Consider the following 19105-nt stretch of genomic DNA (forward strand, 5'->3'; position numbering starts at 1 on the left):
ATAAAACCGCAGGTGTTGACGCGCATTAAAACCGCTGGTACTTTTACGTTATTGAAATTCAACACCGCGGCGCAGGGGATGGGGGCATGGATATCGTAATCGGCAACTGGAAAGGCGCATACGGAGAAAAGTTCTCCCAGCGTGAGCTGGAGGCTGTATTGCATTGTGCAAATAACCTGACCGTGAAGCAGGTCGCACAAAAGATGAAAATTTCCCCGGACACCGTCACCAAGCGCTTGATGAGCGCAAAATTCAAAATCGGCGTTTCGAGCATTCGAGCCCTTGTGCTTGAAGCTTTTAAACGGCAACTCATCAGCCCGCTACTGATCGCGCTCTGCGCGATTCTTGTCGGCCAGTCCGCTACCAGCGATAACCCTTTGAGCCGTATCCGCAAGCCCGGCGAGCGCCGCGCCGAAATTCGTCTGACTGTTCGGCGGGCAGAAGGCTACGCAATCGCTTAATCAGCGGCGAGCCATCCATGAACTTTAGAGGCGGGATCTAACCTTGATCAATCTGACTATCGCGATCAGTTCCGAAACGCATCAGCCGACCGCGCCAAGCCTTCCTGTTGAGCGCGCTCCAGCGAAGCTGACCACACTCAAAGAGTTGGCTGACAAGATCAAAATGGACCGGAGCGCAGCAAGACGCTACGTGCTGCGCCTGGGTGTTGAGCCTAAGCGCGCGAGGACGGCATCGAGCGGCTACCAGGAAGCGCTGGTGTTCACTGCCGATCAGGTCAGCCGGATCGTCCAGGCCAGAACGGCAGACGGTTACTGCTGATCGAGCTCATCAGAACAGTGGCAATGCCAGCGACAGGAGGTCGCGTTTCACGACCCCATATAGCGGAGACAAATAGCATGACCGATCTGATTTTGACTGAAGATGATTATCGTCAGATGGTGCAGCCCCAAGAGGGGAAGCCAACAACGGACTCGCTAAAGGTTGGGATGAAGTTTGGCAAGCGCCATGACAATGTTCTCCAATCCATCGACAGGCTTAAGTGTTCGGATAAGTTCCGTCTCCTCAATTTTCAGGAGACGGTCATCTGGCGTGAAAACCCGAGCGGTGGCGAACCCATCAAAAGCCGCAGCTTTAATATGTCCAAAGACGGATTCATGTTTCTGGTTATGGGGCTTACTGGTGCGAAGGCGGGAGTCTGGAAAGAGGCTTTCATCGAGGCGTTCAACTGGATGGCCGAAGAACTGAAGACCCGCAACCTTTCATATGAGCAGCGCCGCAACCATTTGATGGCTGAATATCAGCAAGAGAAAGGCTTGGCGAGTTTCGCCGGAAAGACTATGCGGCGCTGGCAACTTAAGAAGCCGATGATCGAGGGTAAGTTGATGGCAATTGACCACGACGGGCAACACATCCTGCAACTTCATTAAATAGCTACAGAGGGTTAAGCGGTTTCAAACGGCTAAACCTCTCACGAAATACTGAAATTCTTAAACAACGCCAACTTATGTGGCACGCCACCGGCTTGCCTGAAAAAAGATTCACCCACCAACCCAAAAGGAAATACCTATGTTCGGCAAAATATTCGGCAAGAAAACCGGCCAAGCACGCGCAGTAGTTGCGAAGTTGGCCAACCGCGATCTGATGGAAGCGGTCGTCTACGGCAGCATCTACGTGGCCGCTGCTGACGGCGAGCTGGAGGATAGCGAGCTGGCCAAGGTCGAAACCATCCTCAGCAACAACCCCGCGCTCCAGGGCTTTGGCGCGGAGCTGTCCAACACCATCGACCGCGCCAAGACCGACTTCAAGTCAGGTGCTCGAATCCTGCGGCAGAACGCCGAGAAAGAACTGGGCGATCTGGCGCACTCCCCGGCTGAAGCGCTGACCGTCCTCAACGTCATGCTGACCGTCGCCGAGGCTGACGGCGAGATCGAGCCGGCAGAAATGACCGCCCTCGAGCGCAGCGCAAAACTGCTCGGCCTCAACCTGAAAGACCACCTGTAACCATGTTGGCCGCACTCGGGCGGAAAGCTCGTTCGCTGGCAGCCTTCGGGCTTGCTGGTGGCGTTGTCTTCGTCGACTCGGCCAGCCGCATCTTTTCAATGGTGGGTGACCTGGTGCTGGTCGCCCTGCTGTTGATCGTGCTGATGGTCCGCAAGTCCAAATAATCAATCTCAAGGGTGGCGGTCAGCGCCACCACGGAGAACATTCAATGCACGTTACAACCGAGCTTACTGTCGTGTTGAAGGCCCGCGAAGGCGAGCACATTGGGGATCTGGTCCCTTTCCTTAAGCCAGGCTGCACTGTCCAGGTCGGGCGCTCCGGCGCGGTCGTCTCGGGCGTGTCGTGTGGGGACAAGATCGCTCACTCCGAGTGCCTGGAAAATCAGATTGTCCTCGCCGAGTCGGCAATGCGCCGCGGAGTCGTTCTGCACGACCAAGATCATCTGCCGGCCTTGACCCGCGTCCTGTCGCATATCCCAAAGATGTATTTGGAAGTGGCCGACATCATCCGCCAGGAAGCTATCAACGACGGATCGGATCCGGCAGAAGCGGATGAAGCAGCAGGCCAGGCCATCCGCGTACTCGTGACGTTCAAGCAGCGTCTGGAGCGAATGCTGGGGCCCGATCTGTTATCCACCGGAACTGCTAACTACCGCGATTCCGGTAGTTTAAATACGGAAAATCCAGTAGTTGCCGAAACACCGTATTGCGAAGTGCGCGCCACGAATATTGATGAATGGATTCGCACGGTGCAGAACGCCAAGCGCTATGAGTTTCTGCGTGACCGTCGCAGGGTGCAAGACATGGACACCGATCTCTGCGCAGCACGCGAGGAAAAATGCTTCTTCGGCGCTGAGCTGGATACCGAAATCGATAACGGGATTCGCCTTGCTCGCCTTGAGGAGATGCATTCATGCGCGGACTGATCGCAATCGCCATCCTGCTAATCGTTGGCCAGGTCAGCGCCAGCGAGCAGGTCATCAGCGTCCAGCACGACAGCCAGCGCGGCGTCACCTGCTGGATCTTGAACAACACCGGCATCAGCTGCCTGCCGGACTCGCTCCTACAGCAGGCCACCACCACCGCCACCCCAGAAGACGAGGCGGGCCGGGCCTCTCAGGCCAGTTACGGTGCAGAAAACGGGTCGTTGACCGCCACCCCGCTCCCAACGAAAAAGGGGTTCCAGCTATGACCGTCAATACGGCAGCCGGGACAAGGCTGCACATAGGGAATGACCTTAGCAAGCTAGGGGATCGCCTGATCCGTTTCGGTCAAGCACTCCAAAACCCTGACACCACCGTCGGGCAATTGATGAGCTTGGCCAGCTCCTGCGGTATCGCGTTGAAGCTGAGGGCTGTGGCAGATAGCGGGGATCGTGACGATGAATAACCACGATGATCTGAAAAGGCTGGCGACTGCCGCTACCCAGGGTAAGTGGGTCGGGGATGGGGACTACCACAACGAACACGGCAATCTCCTCTATAGCTACGTTGCACATGAGCGCGGAGGCCGAGTCGCTAAGGCTATAGCCAACTGCCTGGTCAGCGACGACGGGTGCCGAGCAAACGCAGCGTACATCGCAGCCGCGAATCCAACGGTAGTGCTGGGGTTGATTGCCGCGATCGAGGAACTGTCAAAGCGTCTTGAGATAGACCCGCGCCATAGCATCGACGGGATTGATGCAAGGGACGCGACCATCAAGGGCTTAGATGGTCTGGCCGACGAACTAAGGGCGGTGAACTCCAGGCTGCGGGCTGATGCTGAGCTTATCGGGACGAACCGGGCAAAAATTGCCGGAGAGCTAAGCAGGCTTCGCGCGAAGCATGACGACTTCTCAACCGGGCCCGATACCGAGGACGCGCCATATCTGTTCGCCCTGGCAAACGACCGGATGGGTTGCACGCTCGATATTGACGGTCAGCCATACCACTACGTCGAGGATTCGCGGGTTGAGAGCCTTTTGCTGGATGCCGGTCGCTATCGCATGGCGAGAGCCCTTGCGTGTGGCTACACCTCCGAGCGCGGACAGACGATAGTTGTCGAGCTGCCGAGGCCGGACATCATCGCTTCCGCAGAAGGCTCCGATGAGCTGCTGGATGCCGCCATCGACGCCTACATCGATGATCATCCGATGGAGGCGCGCCATGCAAATGAAGCCTGAACACTCCCTGCGCCTGAACCAGCTCTTGGATCTACCGCACCTGACAATGCGAAGCCAATTGATCCTGGCTCGGCGCCTCGCTCGCAACGCGCACACAGAGCGCAATCTGACCCGCGCTTTCTTTCGCGAGGAAGTTGCAAAAGCCAAAGCTGGCCTTCCCTTTACCAAGGACCGGCTGGCCAAGGTCAAGGCAGTCCGGGATGAGGCGCGCGAGTCATACAGGGCTGGCCTGATGGAAATAGGCTCCTGGCTCTATGAGAACGACGCCGCCCTGACGAAGCAGTACGGCTTCGATGGCATCTGCGATCTGCTGGAGGTCAATCCGGTGCACCGCGCCGACGTGGTCAAGTACGCAGACGACATGGGCCGTGCGATATCCGCAATTGCTTTCGTATCCGGTCTTGAAGAAAGCGCCAGCCAGCAATCCGGCAGGCGCCCTGCCGACTCAAAGGAGGGCCCGCTGTTTTTCGTTTTCCTCGAAATGATGATGAAAGCCATGGTGGAGAATCGCGCAGCGATGCCTGACCCGTTCGCACCCGGTGGTCCCTTCCATGGCGTACCGAGTTACCACCTGCAGCCCGACGGCACCATGGCGCGCAAGAGCGCTTCGCTGGTTGTGCACAGTCCGGACGGCACCAGCCGGGTAATTGAGCGGAAGGTGGAGAAGAACAATGGCTAAGACAGTTTTCCATGCCAAGAAGGACGGCGTTCAGTTTTTCATGAACACCGAATCGTCGTCTCCAACCACCAGGCACCGGAACCGCTATCGGCTGTTCAAGACCGAGAACTTCGGGCGCGACAAGTCCGGTTGGGTCCAGGTCGGCTCAATGATTGGCCAGGCATTGATCGCCATCGAGAGCGAGGCGCAACGTTTCGAGGCCTGCAACGAGGCGTTCAACAGCAAACGGCCGCACCAATACGTCGACCGCTCCACTATTCGTGGCGCGCCAGGAAAGTGGGAGGGTGAAGCGTTTCCGGCCCGAGTGACGCGCGGCAATGTCGCGACACAAAACGCGAACGATGAAATCGTGTCGCGACCTGGAGGCGGACAGATATGAGCGCAGCTAGAGTTCTTGAGTTCGAGGAGTTGCAGCGGATCACCGGCTATACGCGGCGCGCTGATGTCGAGAGGATGTTGCGCGGAGAAGGGATAAGGATATTCCCGGGAAGGAAAGGGCCTTGGACTACTGTCGACCTAGTTAATCAGGCTGGCGGGCTCAAGCCGATCGATCAAGAAAAGTATGACGCGGATATCGTATGAAGCGAGGAAGGAAGCGCCAGCACAACCCGAACATCCCTGGGCATATTGACCAGGCGGCTCTGCCGCGATCGGTGTATTTCGACCACCGCGGCGCGGGGTGCTGGTACATCCTGTATTTCAATGAGGCCGGCCGCAGACAGCGGCAAAACCTGTGCGCGGGCAATGTGACGCTTTCAGAATTGCACCGACTCATCGAGGAGCGCAACGGCGTAGACCGCGACAGCCTCCAGTATCTGTGCGACGAATTCCACAAGAGCGACCAGTTCAAAGTCCTCAGTCCCAAAACCCATGATGACTACGTCTACTCCCGCGATGTCCTTCTGGCGTTTCCCACAAAGCTGGGCAAGCCCCTTGGCGAACTGGCGGTGCTCAAGTTCACGCCCGCCCTGGTGCAGCGGATCATCGACAAGATCGCCCAAGAGGGTAAGCCATCAAAAGCCGCTCACGCCCTGCGCTATCTGCGCCGCGTGATGCAGTGGGGCCGTAACCGAGGGTTCGTGAAAGACAACCCGGCGAAGGGCATCGAGTCGCCGAAAGAACGCAAGCAGCGCCGCCTGCCCGACGATACGGTCATGGTCAATCTGATTAAATTCGCAAAGCATCAAGGCCTGCTCGGGAGCGGCCAGCCTGGCGCATGCTCACCTTACCTGTGGTACGTGATGGAGATCGGCTATCTATGCCGGCTGCGCGGTATCGAGACGATCACGCTCACCGACGAGAATGAACTTGCCGAAGGCGTGCTCACCAACCGCCGCAAAGGCAGCCGGGACAATATCGTCCGCTGGACGCCTCGACTCCGCGCGGCATGGGACGCGGCCAAATCCGTGAGGTCGGAAACATGGGAGCGCAAGCGCGTGCCAGTTCCGATCCGAGCAGACCAGCGCTTCCTGATAATCTCCGCCACCGGCCGGCAGTTGTCGAAGTCCGGTCTTGATACAGCCTTCCAGCGGCTGATAGTCCAGGCGATCGACAAGGGAGTCCTCACGGAGGAGCAGCGTTTCGGGATGCACGACTTCAAGCGCAAGGGCATCACCGACACGGTGGGCACCCGGGCGGACAAGCAACAAGCCTCTGGGCACAAAGACGAATCCATGATGGACGTCTATGACATGAGCGTGCCAACAGTGAACCCTTCGGCAGAGTGAGCAACTGATTAATCTGAAACAGCTCGCTGAGTTATCCACAGGCGAAAGGTAGAGAAACGCTGGTCAAAACCCCAGTCTTTTCCGCGTACATCAAAGGCGATCTTGCCAGCAAAATATGGGTTAAACCCATATAACAAGCGTACAAAAGAACGGCTAGGAGCTAGATCAATACTGACTAAGCGGTCTGACTTGTAATCAGTAGGTCCCGGGTTCGACTCCTGGTGCCGGCACCATACAAAACGAAGCCCCTGCAGAAATGCAGGGGCTTTGTTGTTTCTGGCGTGTTTATATTTTTGGCGCACCGTCTTCAGTAACAATAGACCCTCACTGCGGACTCTTCAGTCTCTCGCGATCCTTGCCCTCACGCTTATGCCTCGCAATATTCACAAGAATTGAGCAGGGCGCTAATCGATGATGTGGTGAAAGTAATGGACGCGCCGCCAGGTAAGCCGTTGATGTAAATCACCCGCGTGAAGCCCTCGTAGATACGAGGGCTTCACGCGTTTCAGACCTGACTGATCTCCAACACAAACGAAATTCTCCTCTGGCTCGCGCTCCAAACATATCTCAGATGTTTGCCCTGCTTGGGAATCGAAACTGCCGGTGGCCGGAACGCGGCGACGCATTCGTGTCCGGCTAAGCGAACGCTGTTGTAAAGCAAACCCCAGGATTGGGCCTCACGTAGCTGCCGGGCAAATGCCTGAGAAGGACCGTAGGCATCGGGATCAGGATTGTGCAGGTTCGGATAGTCATGGCGAATGTCGTGCAGCGGTTTGACGACTCGGTTGACGTAGGTGCGCATGGTCAATTCGAGGTCTGCTTCGTTGGTGGTTGCGAGAAAGCGTTCCTGGTGATAGCAGGTTTCGGCGATAGCCGCGGCCTGGCTGCTGGCGGCGTAGTAAACGCCGAAGGTGCCGTCGGTGAAGCGGCTGCTTTTGCCGATGTGCGTGAACGCAGCCATCACCGGGGTCGATCCGGGGCCTGAGAGCCGGTCTTCCGGGCGCACCCGATCAAGGACTCCCGCCTGGGCGATCAGACGATCGTTGGTCAGCGCTTCGAGGGCGTAGGCAATTTCCAGGTCTTCGGGGTCGAGCACGTCTTCGAACAGCGCAATTGGCGGGAAGCTGCTGTTAACGATCCGGTAGGCACGCGGCCAATGCGGATCAGCCAGCGCTGGCGCGCTCAACCGCGCACTCCATCGAGATAGCGTCGTACATCGGCGATATCGACCACGCGTCCGGCCAACATGTAGTCCAGAGCGGTTTGCCCATTAAACGGCGCGGCAGTGTTCGGGCTGCTGACCCACGTATAAGCGCGTTCGCGGCTGTTGCTGAAGATGATGCTCAACGCCTTGTGAATGCCCATCAGGTAGGAGATGCGCTCAAGGGTGTCGTGGGGTAGGCGAACGTTTGGCGGCAGGTGTTTGTACTTGTAGAACGTGGTGTTGCCGACACCGCCGAGCAATGTGCGTTGCTGCTCGGCGTTGCAGCCCCAGCGCTCCATGAGGTTGAAGAAAAACTTCAGCGCGACGCGGCCTGCTTCGGGGGCGTCGAGTTGTTCGCGCGGGTTGAGGGCTGGGGTTGAGGTGGGCATGACCGCCTCCATTGATAGCTGACATGACTTCAAGACTAGTACAGATACGGATTTTTGCTCTCATTTAATCCGTACACGTATTTTTTCACTCCTCTATCAAGAATGTTAAAAACGCCGCGAATTTTTATTTCCAGTGAGTATTTTTTGACCCTAATCACCCCCGAGTCATCAAAAACCCCGATCCTGTGTCAGCCTCCAGCCATCGGCGGGGACATCAATTCGCTACTAAACCCGCGACAACTATGCTCAGGTGCAGGAATATAGCCGGCATATGACGCCGGACCGGTCGTCTCGTAAACAACAATACCCAGCCCACTTCAGAGGGCATTACCCATGGATAGCAGAACCTTACGCAACCTCATGCGCATCGTGCAGACCGGCTCGTTGTCGGCCGCAGCCGAGCATTCGTGCCTGACCGTGCAGGCATTGGCCGCGCAGTTGAACAAGGTCGAAGAGCAGTTCGGTTTCCGCTTGTTTCGTCGCTCCAACAAAGGGCTGACGCTGACGCCGCAAGGCACCGAGCTGACGCCTTATATGGACAGAGTGCTGATTGCCACGCGACAGATGGAAGAAAAAGTCGAGGCGCTCAAAGTGCCGGGGCAACGCACGTTGAAGGTTGCGTTGAACAACACGTTGTCGCCTGACTTCAATCGGCGAATGATCGGACGCCTGATTGAGGTGTTTCCCGATTATCAGATGGAATTCAGCTACGCCGAGTCGATGGAAAACCTCAGCAAGCTGAAAAATGAAGACTTTGACCTCGGGGTGCTGATCGGCCCGCAGCGTCCGGGTTTGCCAAGCATTGTCCTGCCGGATGTACAGGTGCAGGTGGTCGGCGCGCATTGTGGGCAGGAGAATGATCCGCTGACGTTGCTGGGCAACAAGTTTCAGGTGCGTCCTGCGGAAGATTGTCCGTATTCCCACAGCTTCTTGCGCTTTCTCGACGCCGGGCTGGGCAATCACGAGAACGGTCAACGCATGGTCTATTCCTGCAGCGAGACCCTTACGCTATCGCTGATCACGCAGATGGATGCAGTAGGCATGGTCTCCCGCGAGGCCGCGCAGAAGAACGGCCTGACGATCTTCCCCGGTTTCGAGGACTTCCTTGAGGTGCGGCTGGCGATCAACAACCCGGACCTGTCGAACCAGGCATTGAGCGACGTGGTCGATCTGCCGTTACATGAACGAGCCGAGCGCAATGTACGCAGCCGTCCCAACCGCCACACTGAGAAAGAGGTTTTTGCTGAAATACGCACATAACAACGTCGGAATCGCAGCATAGAACTCCGGGCGGTCGAGCTGTATGTGCTGATCCTTGATCAACAAGGGAGTCAGGCTGATCGCAGCCACGATCGCCACTGGCAGGTATTCCAGCGCGCGCGCGATAAACGGCGGCCAGTGATCGGTGTTGATCTGCAAGGGCAATGCCCGTGGCAGGAAGGTCACGGCCATCATCAGCGCGACCACCAGAATCAGGAACGTTTGGTCAGGCATACACCCACTCCGCAGCCCACAAACGTGGCGATAAACACATTAAACGGCGAGCTGCCGACCAGGCTCAGTGCTCCCATGCAAACCACAGCAGCCGCGGCGGCGATGAGTTTGTTGCGGGTGTTGCACAGCGAAACCAGCACGTAGAGCATCATCGCCGTCAGTGCGTAATCGAGCTGATATTTGATCAAGTGCGCCGCGTACTGGGCACAGACCGCGCCGAGCAGGCCACCGAGCACCCACGAGGTGTGGCAGAACAGGTTGAAGCCAATCAGATAACGCACGTTGACCGGCGCGCCGGTGCCGAGTTTTACGCTGTGGAAAGCAAAGGATTCGTCGGTCAGGCCACCGGCGTAGCACCATCGCTCCATGCGACTGAGCCCTAACGCACGCAGGGCTTTTGCCATGTACACCGACATCAACATGTGCCGCGCATTGATCAGGAATGTGGTCAGCACAATGGTGGTCAGCGAAGCACCGCTGGAGATCAGCGCCAAAGCAGCAAATTGCGAAGCGCCGGCATACACGAACAAGCACATCGCCACGGGCAGCCAAATTGGCAGGCCCGCATTGACGGCCATCAAGCCGAACACGAACGCCACCGTGAAATACCCGGCGACCACCGGGCTGGCTTCGGCAAATGTACGCGACGGCTGATGGTTGACCATCAGCGGCGCACTGCCGGACGTTTCATTCATAGATCCCTCTCAAATGTCCGTTCGCCGTGAGGCTCGCAAAAACCCTGGGCAGCCCAAAAACGCTTGCCCGCGAGGTTAGCATCGTCGACGAACAGAAACATCCGCAACACGCCGACACGTTTCATGTCGCACGATGCCGCTTCAACCAGACGTTGACCGACGCCCTGGCTGCGATAGAGCGGACTGACCGCCAGATGATTGATCGTACCGCGACTGCCGAGCATCCCGCCCAGCACCGCTCCTACGATCTCGCCGGCCACGTCGAAGGCCAGAAAGGCCGTGGTGGTTTTCTGGATCAATACGCCGCGCAGGCACTTGGCGTCCTGCCATTCGCAGAAGGACACTTCGTCGAACTGGCGGAAGAAGCGCTCCATGCGCTGCGCATCCTTGGCCGTGGCGCGCCGCAGCAGCACCGGCGTCGAGCACTCGACGCCGTCGATTGGGGTGATCTGATTAGCGAACAATGTCGAAAGCGGTCCCGGGCCGCGAGAAGGAAATCGCCAGAATCTGCCGGTACGCCATGGCATGGGTGTGCGAGTTGCGCGCCGGGGTCACGTAGTGGCGCATGTCGCGGTCGAGGAAGTAGGTGGTATCGAGAATTTCCTGGTAAGTGGTCGACGCCAGTTGATGCTCGTGGATGTCGTACAAACGACTCTCTGCACCCTCGACATTGTTGCGGCCCCAGAAGTGCACGCCGCTGAACGGATAACCGTCGCAATGAATCCCTTCGGGGGTAATTTCCAGCTGTTTGCCGGGTTTGATCTCGATGCGAATTTGATGGATCTGGCACTGCCAGATTTCATCGTGCAGCTCTTCCGGCAACACGCTTTTGTACACCTCAAAGTCGGTGTCGATCAGGCTGCGCATCACCGGCGACGAAATCACCTCATCGGAAAAGTCCTGGAAGTGCCGGACCAGACCGCCGACATAGGCGTTGTTTTCCTTGGACTGCACGTACGCGCGATGTTCGAGCTGTTTCAGTTCGCGAGTCTTGGGGTTGTACTCAAAATCGCTGTAACGACGGAAGCGCATGCCGGCTTCGGCCTGACCGTAGTAACTGTCAGGCTCCATGTTTTCCCAACTTTTGGTCAGTCTGACGAAGTCGGCGAAATGACCGTAGAGATTGAAGTCACCACCCTGGACGTTGACGTATTTGTCGCGCCGTAGCGATTCGCCCACTTCTCTATTCAAAACGATCATTACCAAATTCTCCGCTGCATTGAGCGGCCTAATCTATTAGGTGCAGAATTTGCGTCCATGAGAAAGAATTTCAGGCATTTAAAGCGTTGTTTGAAACGGGGTTTGAAGCGACTGAAAAACAACTTTTACATGACAAAAACACGGGTTTTTTCCGGTTTTTACTAAAAAACCGTCGAAAAAAAACCCCGAAACAGTCGGGGTTTTTTTCAAACTTTTTACACCTGATCGGTCATCAGAAGATGTTGATCGGGTAGTCCACGAATACACGCAGCTCGTTGCCGCTGACGTTGTACTCGCTGGATTTCTGCGAAACACGCAGGATCGAGCTGCGCAGTTTCACGCTCAGGTCTTTGGCCGGGCCACTTTGCACGACGTACTTGAACTGGTTGAAGATTTCGCGCTCGGTGCCGCCTTCGCTGGTGGACGTGGTGATGTTGTCGCCACGCACGTAAGCGAAGTTGTAGCTCAGACCCGGTACGCCGAATGCGCCGAAGTCCAGACCGTAACCCAGCTGCCAGCTGCGTTCGTCTTCAGCGTTGAAGTCGGACCAGTAGGAGTTGGCCAGGTAGATGGTGTTGCCACCGTCGCCAACGCGTTGTTGATCCTTCTGATAGCCGCCGTAGGCGTAGCCCAGGTTGCTGTCGCCGGTGGAGCGCTGGTGCGCCACGGTGAACGAGTGCGGGCCAGTGGCGAAAGTCGCTGCCAGGCTCCAGATCTTGTTGTCCTGACCAGTAACGATGCTTTTGCCCGGAACGGTGTTTTCGCGAACGTAGGAGCTATCCAGTTTGGTGCGATAGCCGTTGAAGTCCAGGGTCAGCGACTGATCCTTGTTGAACGGCAACACGTAGTTGGCGTTCACGTATTGTTTCTTCAATACGTCTTCAACGTCGGAAGCGTACAGCGCACCTTTGAAGTGCTCTGTGAACTGGTAGCTACCGCCTAAAACGTTGATCGACTTCAGACCACCGCTGTCACGGCCTTCATCGCTCTTGCGCGATTCGGCGGTGAAACGACCGGCGTTCAGTTCCAGGCCTTTGATCTCTCTGGAAGTGATCAAGGTACCGGTGTAGCTTTCCGGCAGCAGGCGGGAGTTGTCGTAGTTCAGCACCGGCAGGGCCGGCATCTGGTCGCCGTAGGTCAGCACGGTGTTGGAGAAGCGGAATTTCACCGCCGCGCCGGCCTTCGCTATGTCATGGTTCGCGCGACCGTCATTTTCTTGCTTGAAGAAGTCGATACCACCGGCGCCGCTACGGCCCTTGCCGCCATCCAGACGCAGTGCGTACAGACCGAAAGCGTCCACGCCGACACCAATGGTGCCTTGGGTGAAACCGGACGAGAACGTACCGATGGCCGCTTGGCCCCACTCGGCTTTATCGTCGTTACCGTCTTTGTAATCACGATTGATGTAGGCATTACGCAGCAGTACTTTGAGGCTGCTGTCTTCTTGAAAACCCTTGGATTCGGCCTGGTCGTTAGCCATGGCCTGTGTAGCGCTCAACATCCCCAGAGCGATCAGGCTGATTCGCTTGTTCAACATTTTATTTTCCTTATTTCGGGTTGAAACGCGCTGTGTCGAACGGCTGAAACGGCGCTATTGCGCTCTTTTTTCACCCCGAAACAAAAAGGCCCGCCCACGACAAAGTCGTGGCGGGCCTTCTTATTATTTTTGAGTCATGGCGGTTGGCCACAGGCGTTGGGCCGAATCGTAGCCGCGCCCTTAACATTGTGTCAATTTCAAGAATCGTCTTTAAATAGGCGAAAATCGTCTAAGAAACGTAAATTTCCCGCTCACTCCTTGCACGGAAATGCGTTAAGCCAGTGAATCCCGCGCGCTTCAAGCACAACCGTCAAGACCACAAAACGCAGAAGACTCTCCAGTACCATCGCTGCGAATCGCCTGACCTAACCAATCGGCAAAGGCCTGCGGCTTGCCCAGCCAAGGGCTGATATCGATAAGCGTGTAGTGGCCGTCATGTTCCAGCGCGAGCGTCGGGAATCCCTGCCCGCCCAACTGAGCCAGCAGTGCGCGACTGGCTTTTATATGTTGCTCGGTATCCACGGATTTAAACGCGGGCTGAAAGATTTCCTCGGCGTAGCCCAAGTCGCTTGCGAGCTCCAGAAGGACAGATTCATCAGCAATCCGCCGCCCTTCCAGGTAATGCGCAGCCTGCAAACGCCCGAGCACTTCCAGACCACGGCCGTCGATTGCCTCTGCCGCCAAAACGGCAGCGATCGGTGGTGTCGAGTCAAAGACGGCCGTGTGATCGCGCAGCAAGCCGTCGAAATACGCTTCGCCAAAAGGCTGCCCGGTGTATTCGGCAATGCGCCGATCGTGGGGCATGACGTAATTGCGCAACTGCGGTGAAACGCTTTGGCGGTTGGCGCCGCTCATCATCCCGCCCGCATGAGCACTCACCGGCAGCACGAGTTGCGCCGCTTCCACCAGCGGTTTGGCGCCATAACACCAACCGCACAATGGGTCGTAAATGTAGTGAAGGATCATCAGAAAACTCCGGCATAAATGTGGGAAAAGTTCATGCCGGCAGACTAGTACTCAAGCCAATGCGGAAAAACGCCGGAATGGCTTTCAGACTGTTTCGTGAATCGGGCGAATTGTCCGAACGGTCAGGTTGTATCGAGACCGACACAAATTGAAACAATCACGCAAGGGAACTTTTCAGGAATAATTAACGGAAGCAAATGCAAAGCATTACCATTCACGCGTTTGATTCTTCCCAACCTTCCGGATGCGCTTTTCAATGCCTGCCCCGTTCCGTCTCACGCCCGTCACCCTTGGGCTTTCTGCCTTTCTGTCCAGCGGTTTTGCCTACTCCGCGACCGAATTACCCGCCACCGCCATCAGCGCTGAAACGCAAGCCGATGATCCGCGGGTAAAGATCAGCAACACCGCGACCCGCACCTCGACCCCGGTGCGTTATGTGCCCCAGGCCATTGATTCGATCAAAACTTCGAATGTCGCCAATTACGGTACCAACAACATCGGCGATGCCCTGAGTGGCATGCCCAACGTCAGCAGCAGCGCCGACACCCGCTTCGACAGTTTGCGTATCCGCGGCTTCGACGCCAGCAACGACTTCTATCTGGACGGCATTCGCGACGACAGCCAATACAAGCGCGACTTGCACAATATCGAACGCGTCGAAGTGCTCAAAGGCCCAGCGGCCGTGTTGTACGGCCGCGGCAGCCAAGGCGGGATCGTCAACCGCGTGAGCAAAGCGCCTGAGGCCGGCCGCCGCTCGACCATCGAAGCACAGGGCGGTAGCGAAGATCTGCGCAGCCTGTACGCCGACCTCAGCACCGACCCGAGTGAGAACATCAGCCTGCGCCTGAACATGGGCAACATGGATGAAAACAGCTTTCGCGATGGCGTCAGCGGTAACCGCCAACTGTTCGCACCCTCGATGAGCTGGCAACTGACGCCCGACCTGAACTGGCTGGTGCAGTACGAATACAGCCGCTACAACCGCACCCCCGATCGCGGTATTCCGGGCGCGAATGGCCGGCCGGCCGATGTCGGTCGCGACACGACCTACGGCAACGATCACGACTTCATCGACGACAAGTCGCAATCGCTGCGCTCCAGACTCACTTACGAAATCAATGACAACTGGCAACTGCGCCAGACCCTCGGCGTATTCAAGCTCGACAGCGATTTCGACAACACCTACCTCACCGGTTACACGCCCGCGACCAACAAGGTCACGCGCCAGCACTGGCAGCAGGATCTGACCACCCGCAACGTCTACAACACCGTCGAACTGGAGGGTGGTTTCGATACGTTTGGCCTTGAGCATCGTTTGCTGACCGGTATCGAAATCGGCAGCCAGCGCCGCGATCCGACGTTGTACAACGCCGCCACCGGCAGAACGCCAGGCGCGCAGCCGGTGCCAGCGCTCGACCTGTTCAACCCGAACCGCGATCTGCGTCACACCGGCGCCATGCAGGTCTCCAGCAGCAGCCACACCGAAGTCGAAAGCCGTGCGCTCTTCGTGCAGGATCAACTGCGTCTGAACGATCAATGGCAATTGCTTGGCGGATTGCGCTACGACACGTTTGATATCGAGTCGACCAACAAGCTGCGCAACATGACCGAAGATCGCGACAGCCACAGCACCAGCCCGCGCGTGGGCCTGGTCTGGACGCCGCTGCAGAATCACTCCTTCTACGCGTCGTGGTCGAAGACCTTCTCGCCAGTGGGCGGTGGCCTGATCGGCATCACGCCGGGGGCGGCCGGCAACACCAACGACCTGAGCCCCGAACTGACCAAGCAGAAAGAAATCGGCGTGAAGAGCGACTGGCTCGATGATCGCCTCAGCACAACGCTGGCGATCTATGACCTGGAGCTCTACAACCGTCGCACCACCGATCCCAATGATCCGACCCTGACGGTGATGTCCGGTCTGCAACGCTCGCGCGGGATCGAACTGACTGCTACCGGCAACATCGTCGGCAACTGGTACGTGCGCGGTGGCGTCGGTATGCAGGATGCGAAGATCGAGAAGGACAACAACGGCCTGGCAGGCAAGCGCATCAACAACGTCGCCAAGCACAACGGCAGTCTGTTCCTGACCTGGAAACCGGAGATGGGCTGGTACGGCGAAACCGGCCTGACCCTGGTCGGCCAGCGTTATGCCGATAACGCCAACACCACCGTGCTGCCGGGCTATGGCCGTTGGGATGCGCTGGTCGGTTATCGCTTCAAGGACTGGGATTTGCGTACGGCGTTGAACAACATCACCGATCGCGAGTATTACGCTTCGGCGACCAGCGCCGCGCAGATCATGCCGGGGGCGCCGCGTAGCGTGGTGATGACGGGGACCTATTCCTTCTAATCACCTTGAACCCTGTAGGAACGAGCCTGCTCGCTCCCACATTGAATGGGTATGTACAAAATAACCGTGCAAAAAAAAGCGCCGCCATCCCGGCAGCGCTTTCACCAATCCCTGTTGTTTTTCTTATCCTTCCATCACAGCCCACAACGCTTCCAGTTCGTCCTCGCTGAAAAGGTCAGCGGGATAGCGCTCGATCATCATCCGGCGCGGATCAGGTACCCTGATCTGACGCGTTCCATTGGACCTCAAAAAGTGCGCGACCATCTGGAGCGATTCGCCGTTTACGGCCATGGGATGCAACGTCCGCTCGCTGACTACGTTCACTTCGGCGTTCATTTCAGCGCTCTCTCCCCGTTCGTGAGCGGCTACGTTATCCAAGGTTTATGACAGAACTGTTGAAGTTCCCCTCCCTCCCTAGTGCACCGGTACAAATACAAGAGCTGTGCCAAGGTTTGCGATTTGTCGACAAGCGGATACAAAGAGGCCCGCAGTCCTGTCGGGCTGCGGGCCTCTTTGCGCACATAGCGAACTAATCATTGCTCGGCTGATTTGTTAATCAGCTCAAGCTGTTACGACTCAACTCACTCTTTGTGCGGCGCTGGCTGCTGTTGGGTAAGGCAGTGAATATTGCCGCCACCCAGTAACAGTTCGCGGCCCGGCACCATCACCACTTCGTGCTGCGGAAACAGGTTCTGCAGAATTTCACGGGCCGGGGCATCCATTGGATCGTCGAAGCTCGGGGCGATGATGCCGCCGTTGACGATCAGGAAGTTCACGTAGGAACCGGCCAGACGCACGCTCGGATTACGCTCCTGCGAGCCATCCACCGGATCGACGCCAGCGCACTCTTCTTCGGTCGCATAAAGCGGCCCCGGAATCGGCATCTTGTGCACCGTGAACGGGCGACCCTTGGCATCAGTGCTGTTTTGCAGCACGTTCATTGCCGCCTGGCAGCGCGGGTAGTTCGGGTCTTGTGGATCATCGGTCCACGCCAGCAACACTTCACCCGGACGCACGTAGCAGCAGAAGTTATCCACATGGCCGTCGGTTTCGTCGTTGAACAAACCGTCCGGCAGCCAAATGATTTTATCCACAGCCAGATTGTCGCTCAGCACCGCTTCGATCTCTTCGCGCCCCAGATGCGGGTTGCGATTGCGGTTGAGCAGGCATTCTTCGGTGGTGATCAACGTGCCTTCGCCATCGACGTGAATCGAGCCGCCTTCAAGCACAAAACCTTCAGTGCGATAGCGCGGGCTGCGCTCGATCTCGAGGATCTTGCCGCCAACCTGCGAATCGCGATTCCACGGCGCGTACAGACCACCGTCGAAGCCGCCCCAGGCGTTGAAGTCCCAGTTCACACCGCGCACTTCGCCGTTGTTATTGATAACGAATGTCGGGCCGCTGTCGCGTACCCAGGCGTCATCGCTGGACATCTCGACCACGCGGATATTCGGCACGTCGAGGCGCGCGCGGGCGTTTTCGTACTGGCCGGCGGACACGGCAACGGTCACTGGCTCGAAACGGGCGATGGCTTTGGCCACCGCCGCGTGTGCGGCCTGCGCCGGTTTGCCGCCCAGACGCCAGTTGTCCGGGCGCTCGGGCCAGATCATCCAGGTCTGGGTTTGTGGCGCCCACTCGGCCGGCATATGGAAGCCGTCGGCGCGTGGGGTACTTTTCAATGTGGTCATCGGGATCAGGACTCCAGGGAACCGTCGAGGGTTTTCAACGCGCCGTACAGATTCGGCCGGCGGTCGCGGAATGAACCCCACGCGCTGCGAATATGTTCCAGCTCGTCGAGGTTGAAAGTGTGCACAAGAATACCTTCTTCGGTTTTATTCAGCTCCTGCACTTTTTCGCCGAACTGGTCGGCGATGAACGATGAGCCGTAAAAGGTGATGTCGTAGCCGTCCTGTTCTTCGTTGCCGATACGGTTGCTGGCGATCAAGGGCATCAGGTTTGCGCCGGCATGCCCCTGCTGCACGCGCTGCCAGTGATCGCGCGACGAAATGCTGTTGTCGTGCGGCTCGCTGCCGATCGCGGTTGGATAGAACAGGATTTCCGCGCCTTGCAGGGCCATGCTGCGTGCAGCTTCCGGGAACCACTGATCCCAGCAGATGCCCACGCCGATTTTCGCGTAACGGGTGTTCCACACCTTGAAGCCGGTATCGCCCGGGTTGAAGTAGTACTTCTCGTGGTAACCCGGGCCATCCGGAATGTGGCTTTTACGATAAATCCCGAGATTGCTGCCATCGGCATCGATGATCGCGATGCTGTTAAACCGCGTACGCCCGGCCAGCTCGTAGAAGCTGATCGGCAACACCACTTGCAGTTCTTTGGCGATTTTCTGGAAATGCTTGATTGCGACGTTTTCTTCAACCGTCGTGGCCAGTTGCAGATAGTCCGGGTTGGGCTTCTGGCAGAAGTACGGCGCTTCGAACAATTCCTGGATCAGGATGATCTGCGCACCTTTGGCTGCGGCTTCACGCACCAGTCTTTCGGCAGTTTCGAGGTTGGCTTCCAGATCCCAGGAACAGGCCATCTGAGTGGCGGCGACGGTAACGGTACGGCTCATGAATCATCTCCGGGCAATTGCTTTGAAGGTCGAGGATTCGACCGAAGAGAAAAAACGCACGCACCGGATAGCCATCGCCATGCCGGAGCAATGGCGACTTTATAGCCGATAAATATCGGCTATAAAAGCTATAAAATTGTATTTCGTCTAAATTGACCAGATTAATACCG

The 19105-nt window shown here is 57.4% G+C and carries 25 protein-coding genes and 1 pseudogene; 15 read left to right on the forward strand and 11 right to left on the reverse strand.

Annotated features, from left to right (window positions below):
• Positions 1–86 precede the first annotated feature (86 nt).
• The 13 genes and pseudogenes from AB4P92_RS13860 to AB4P92_RS13920 form a co-directional block, all read left to right on the forward strand.
• On the forward strand, positions 87–461 hold the full coding sequence (locus AB4P92_RS13860) for a LuxR C-terminal-related transcriptional regulator (protein WP_395599576.1): 375 nt from the start codon (positions 87–89) through the stop codon (positions 459–461).
• A 43-nt stretch (positions 462–504) separates the two neighbouring features.
• The gene (locus AB4P92_RS13865) at positions 505–780 is read left to right on the forward strand and encodes a hypothetical protein (protein WP_395599577.1); all 276 of its coding nucleotides are present in this window, start codon (positions 505–507) and stop codon (positions 778–780) included.
• Between the two features lie 77 nt (positions 781–857).
• Positions 858–1388: a Rha family transcriptional regulator gene (locus AB4P92_RS13870; RefSeq protein WP_395599578.1), complete on the forward strand. Its 531-nt coding sequence runs from the start codon at positions 858–860 to the stop codon at positions 1386–1388.
• Positions 1389–1527: 139 nt separating this feature from the next.
• Positions 1528–1962, forward strand: a complete 435-nt coding sequence (locus AB4P92_RS13875) for a tellurite resistance TerB family protein (protein ID WP_395599579.1) — start codon at positions 1528–1530, stop codon at positions 1960–1962.
• Positions 1963–1964: 2 nt separating this feature from the next.
• Positions 1965–2126, forward strand: coding sequence for a hypothetical protein (locus tag AB4P92_RS13880; protein WP_395599580.1), 162 nt, complete (start codon positions 1965–1967; stop codon positions 2124–2126).
• Between the two features lie 44 nt (positions 2127–2170).
• The gene (locus AB4P92_RS13885; protein WP_395599581.1) at positions 2171–2887 is read left to right on the forward strand and encodes a hypothetical protein; all 717 of its coding nucleotides are present in this window, start codon (positions 2171–2173) and stop codon (positions 2885–2887) included.
• Positions 2875–3153: a hypothetical protein gene (locus tag AB4P92_RS13890; RefSeq protein ID WP_395599582.1), complete on the forward strand. Its 279-nt coding sequence runs from the start codon at positions 2875–2877 to the stop codon at positions 3151–3153. The genes AB4P92_RS13885 and AB4P92_RS13890 overlap by 13 nt, the downstream gene beginning before the upstream one ends.
• A gap of 189 nt (positions 3154–3342) precedes the next feature.
• Positions 3343–4122, forward strand: coding sequence for a hypothetical protein (locus AB4P92_RS13895; RefSeq protein WP_395599583.1), 780 nt, complete (start codon positions 3343–3345; stop codon positions 4120–4122).
• Positions 4106–4801, forward strand: a complete 696-nt coding sequence (locus AB4P92_RS13900; protein ID WP_395599584.1) for a hypothetical protein — start codon at positions 4106–4108, stop codon at positions 4799–4801. Before AB4P92_RS13895 ends, AB4P92_RS13900 begins: the two co-directional genes overlap by 17 nt.
• Complete coding sequence (locus AB4P92_RS13905) at positions 4794–5180, forward strand: hypothetical protein (RefSeq protein WP_395599585.1); 387 nt, start codon at positions 4794–4796, stop codon at positions 5178–5180. Before AB4P92_RS13900 ends, AB4P92_RS13905 begins: the two co-directional genes overlap by 8 nt.
• Positions 5177–5383, forward strand: coding sequence for a hypothetical protein (locus AB4P92_RS13910; RefSeq protein WP_395599586.1), 207 nt, complete (start codon positions 5177–5179; stop codon positions 5381–5383). Before AB4P92_RS13905 ends, AB4P92_RS13910 begins: the two co-directional genes overlap by 4 nt.
• Complete coding sequence (gene xerC / locus AB4P92_RS13915; protein WP_395599587.1) at positions 5380–6528, forward strand: tyrosine recombinase XerC; 1149 nt, start codon at positions 5380–5382, stop codon at positions 6526–6528. The genes AB4P92_RS13910 and xerC overlap by 4 nt, the downstream gene beginning before the upstream one ends.
• A 335-nt stretch (positions 6529–6863) precedes the next feature.
• Positions 6864–6989 (forward strand): annotated as a pseudogene (locus AB4P92_RS13920) (hypothetical protein); the annotation flags it as partial.
• 44 nt (positions 6990–7033) lie between these two features.
• On the opposite strand, the gene AB4P92_RS13925 reads toward AB4P92_RS13920, so the two are convergent.
• On the reverse strand, positions 7034–7714 hold the full coding sequence (locus tag AB4P92_RS13925; RefSeq protein WP_395599588.1) for an RES family NAD+ phosphorylase: 681 nt from the start codon (positions 7712–7714) through the stop codon (positions 7034–7036).
• A complete protein-coding gene (locus tag AB4P92_RS13930) occupies positions 7711–8121 on the reverse strand; it encodes an MbcA/ParS/Xre antitoxin family protein (RefSeq protein ID WP_042557176.1) in 411 nt (136 codons plus the stop codon). The genes AB4P92_RS13925 and AB4P92_RS13930 overlap by 4 nt, the downstream gene beginning before the upstream one ends.
• Positions 8122–8454: 333 nt before the next feature.
• On the opposite strand from AB4P92_RS13930, the gene AB4P92_RS13935 reads away from it, so the two are divergent.
• On the forward strand, positions 8455–9381 hold the full coding sequence (locus tag AB4P92_RS13935) for a LysR family transcriptional regulator (RefSeq protein WP_042557173.1): 927 nt from the start codon (positions 8455–8457) through the stop codon (positions 9379–9381).
• On the opposite strand, the gene AB4P92_RS13940 is transcribed toward AB4P92_RS13935, so the two are convergent.
• The 6 genes from AB4P92_RS13940 to AB4P92_RS13965 form a co-directional block, all read right to left on the reverse strand.
• Positions 9298–9615, reverse strand: coding sequence for an AzlD domain-containing protein (locus AB4P92_RS13940; RefSeq protein WP_047299318.1), 318 nt, complete (start codon positions 9613–9615; stop codon positions 9298–9300). The genes AB4P92_RS13935 and AB4P92_RS13940 overlap by 84 nt on opposite strands.
• Positions 9594–10310, reverse strand: a complete 717-nt coding sequence (locus AB4P92_RS13945) for an AzlC family ABC transporter permease (protein WP_042557171.1) — start codon at positions 10308–10310, stop codon at positions 9594–9596. Before AB4P92_RS13945 ends, AB4P92_RS13940 begins: the two co-directional genes overlap by 22 nt.
• Entirely contained in the window at positions 10307–10684 is a 378-nt protein-coding gene (locus AB4P92_RS13950) for a GNAT family N-acetyltransferase (RefSeq protein ID WP_042557170.1), read from the reverse strand. Before AB4P92_RS13950 ends, AB4P92_RS13945 begins: the two co-directional genes overlap by 4 nt.
• A gap of 79 nt (positions 10685–10763) precedes the next feature.
• Positions 10764–11510 (reverse strand): 2OG-Fe dioxygenase family protein, encoded by a 747-nt coding sequence (locus AB4P92_RS13955; RefSeq protein ID WP_042557169.1) that lies wholly within the window; start codon positions 11508–11510, stop codon positions 10764–10766.
• Between the two features lie 232 nt (positions 11511–11742).
• Complete coding sequence (locus tag AB4P92_RS13960; protein ID WP_042557168.1) at positions 11743–13047, reverse strand: OprD family porin; 1305 nt, start codon at positions 13045–13047, stop codon at positions 11743–11745.
• A gap of 297 nt (positions 13048–13344) precedes the next feature.
• Complete coding sequence (locus tag AB4P92_RS13965; protein ID WP_042557167.1) at positions 13345–14013, reverse strand: DsbA family protein; 669 nt, start codon at positions 14011–14013, stop codon at positions 13345–13347.
• Positions 14014–14269: 256 nt separating this feature from the next.
• On the opposite strand from AB4P92_RS13965, the gene AB4P92_RS13970 reads away from it, so the two are divergent.
• Positions 14270–16363 (forward strand): TonB-dependent receptor, encoded by a 2094-nt coding sequence (locus AB4P92_RS13970; protein WP_395599589.1) that lies wholly within the window; start codon positions 14270–14272, stop codon positions 16361–16363.
• Between the two features lie 123 nt (positions 16364–16486).
• Here AB4P92_RS13970 and AB4P92_RS13975 read toward each other — a convergent pair whose 3' ends face one another.
• The 3 genes from AB4P92_RS13975 to aguB form a co-directional block, all read right to left on the reverse strand.
• Positions 16487–16699: a hypothetical protein gene (locus tag AB4P92_RS13975; protein ID WP_042557165.1), complete on the reverse strand. Its 213-nt coding sequence runs from the start codon at positions 16697–16699 to the stop codon at positions 16487–16489.
• A gap of 245 nt (positions 16700–16944) precedes the next feature.
• Positions 16945–18051, reverse strand: a complete 1107-nt coding sequence (gene aguA, locus AB4P92_RS13980; protein WP_042557164.1) for an agmatine deiminase — start codon at positions 18049–18051, stop codon at positions 16945–16947.
• Between the two features lie 5 nt (positions 18052–18056).
• Positions 18057–18935, reverse strand: a complete 879-nt coding sequence (gene aguB / locus AB4P92_RS13985; RefSeq protein WP_395599590.1) for an N-carbamoylputrescine amidase — start codon at positions 18933–18935, stop codon at positions 18057–18059.
• Positions 18936–19105: the final 170 nt, after the last annotated feature.

The sequence above is a fragment of the Pseudomonas sp. A0308 genome (assembly GCF_044218815.1).
Lineage (GTDB): Bacteria > Pseudomonadota > Gammaproteobacteria > Pseudomonadales > Pseudomonadaceae > Aquipseudomonas > Aquipseudomonas iridis.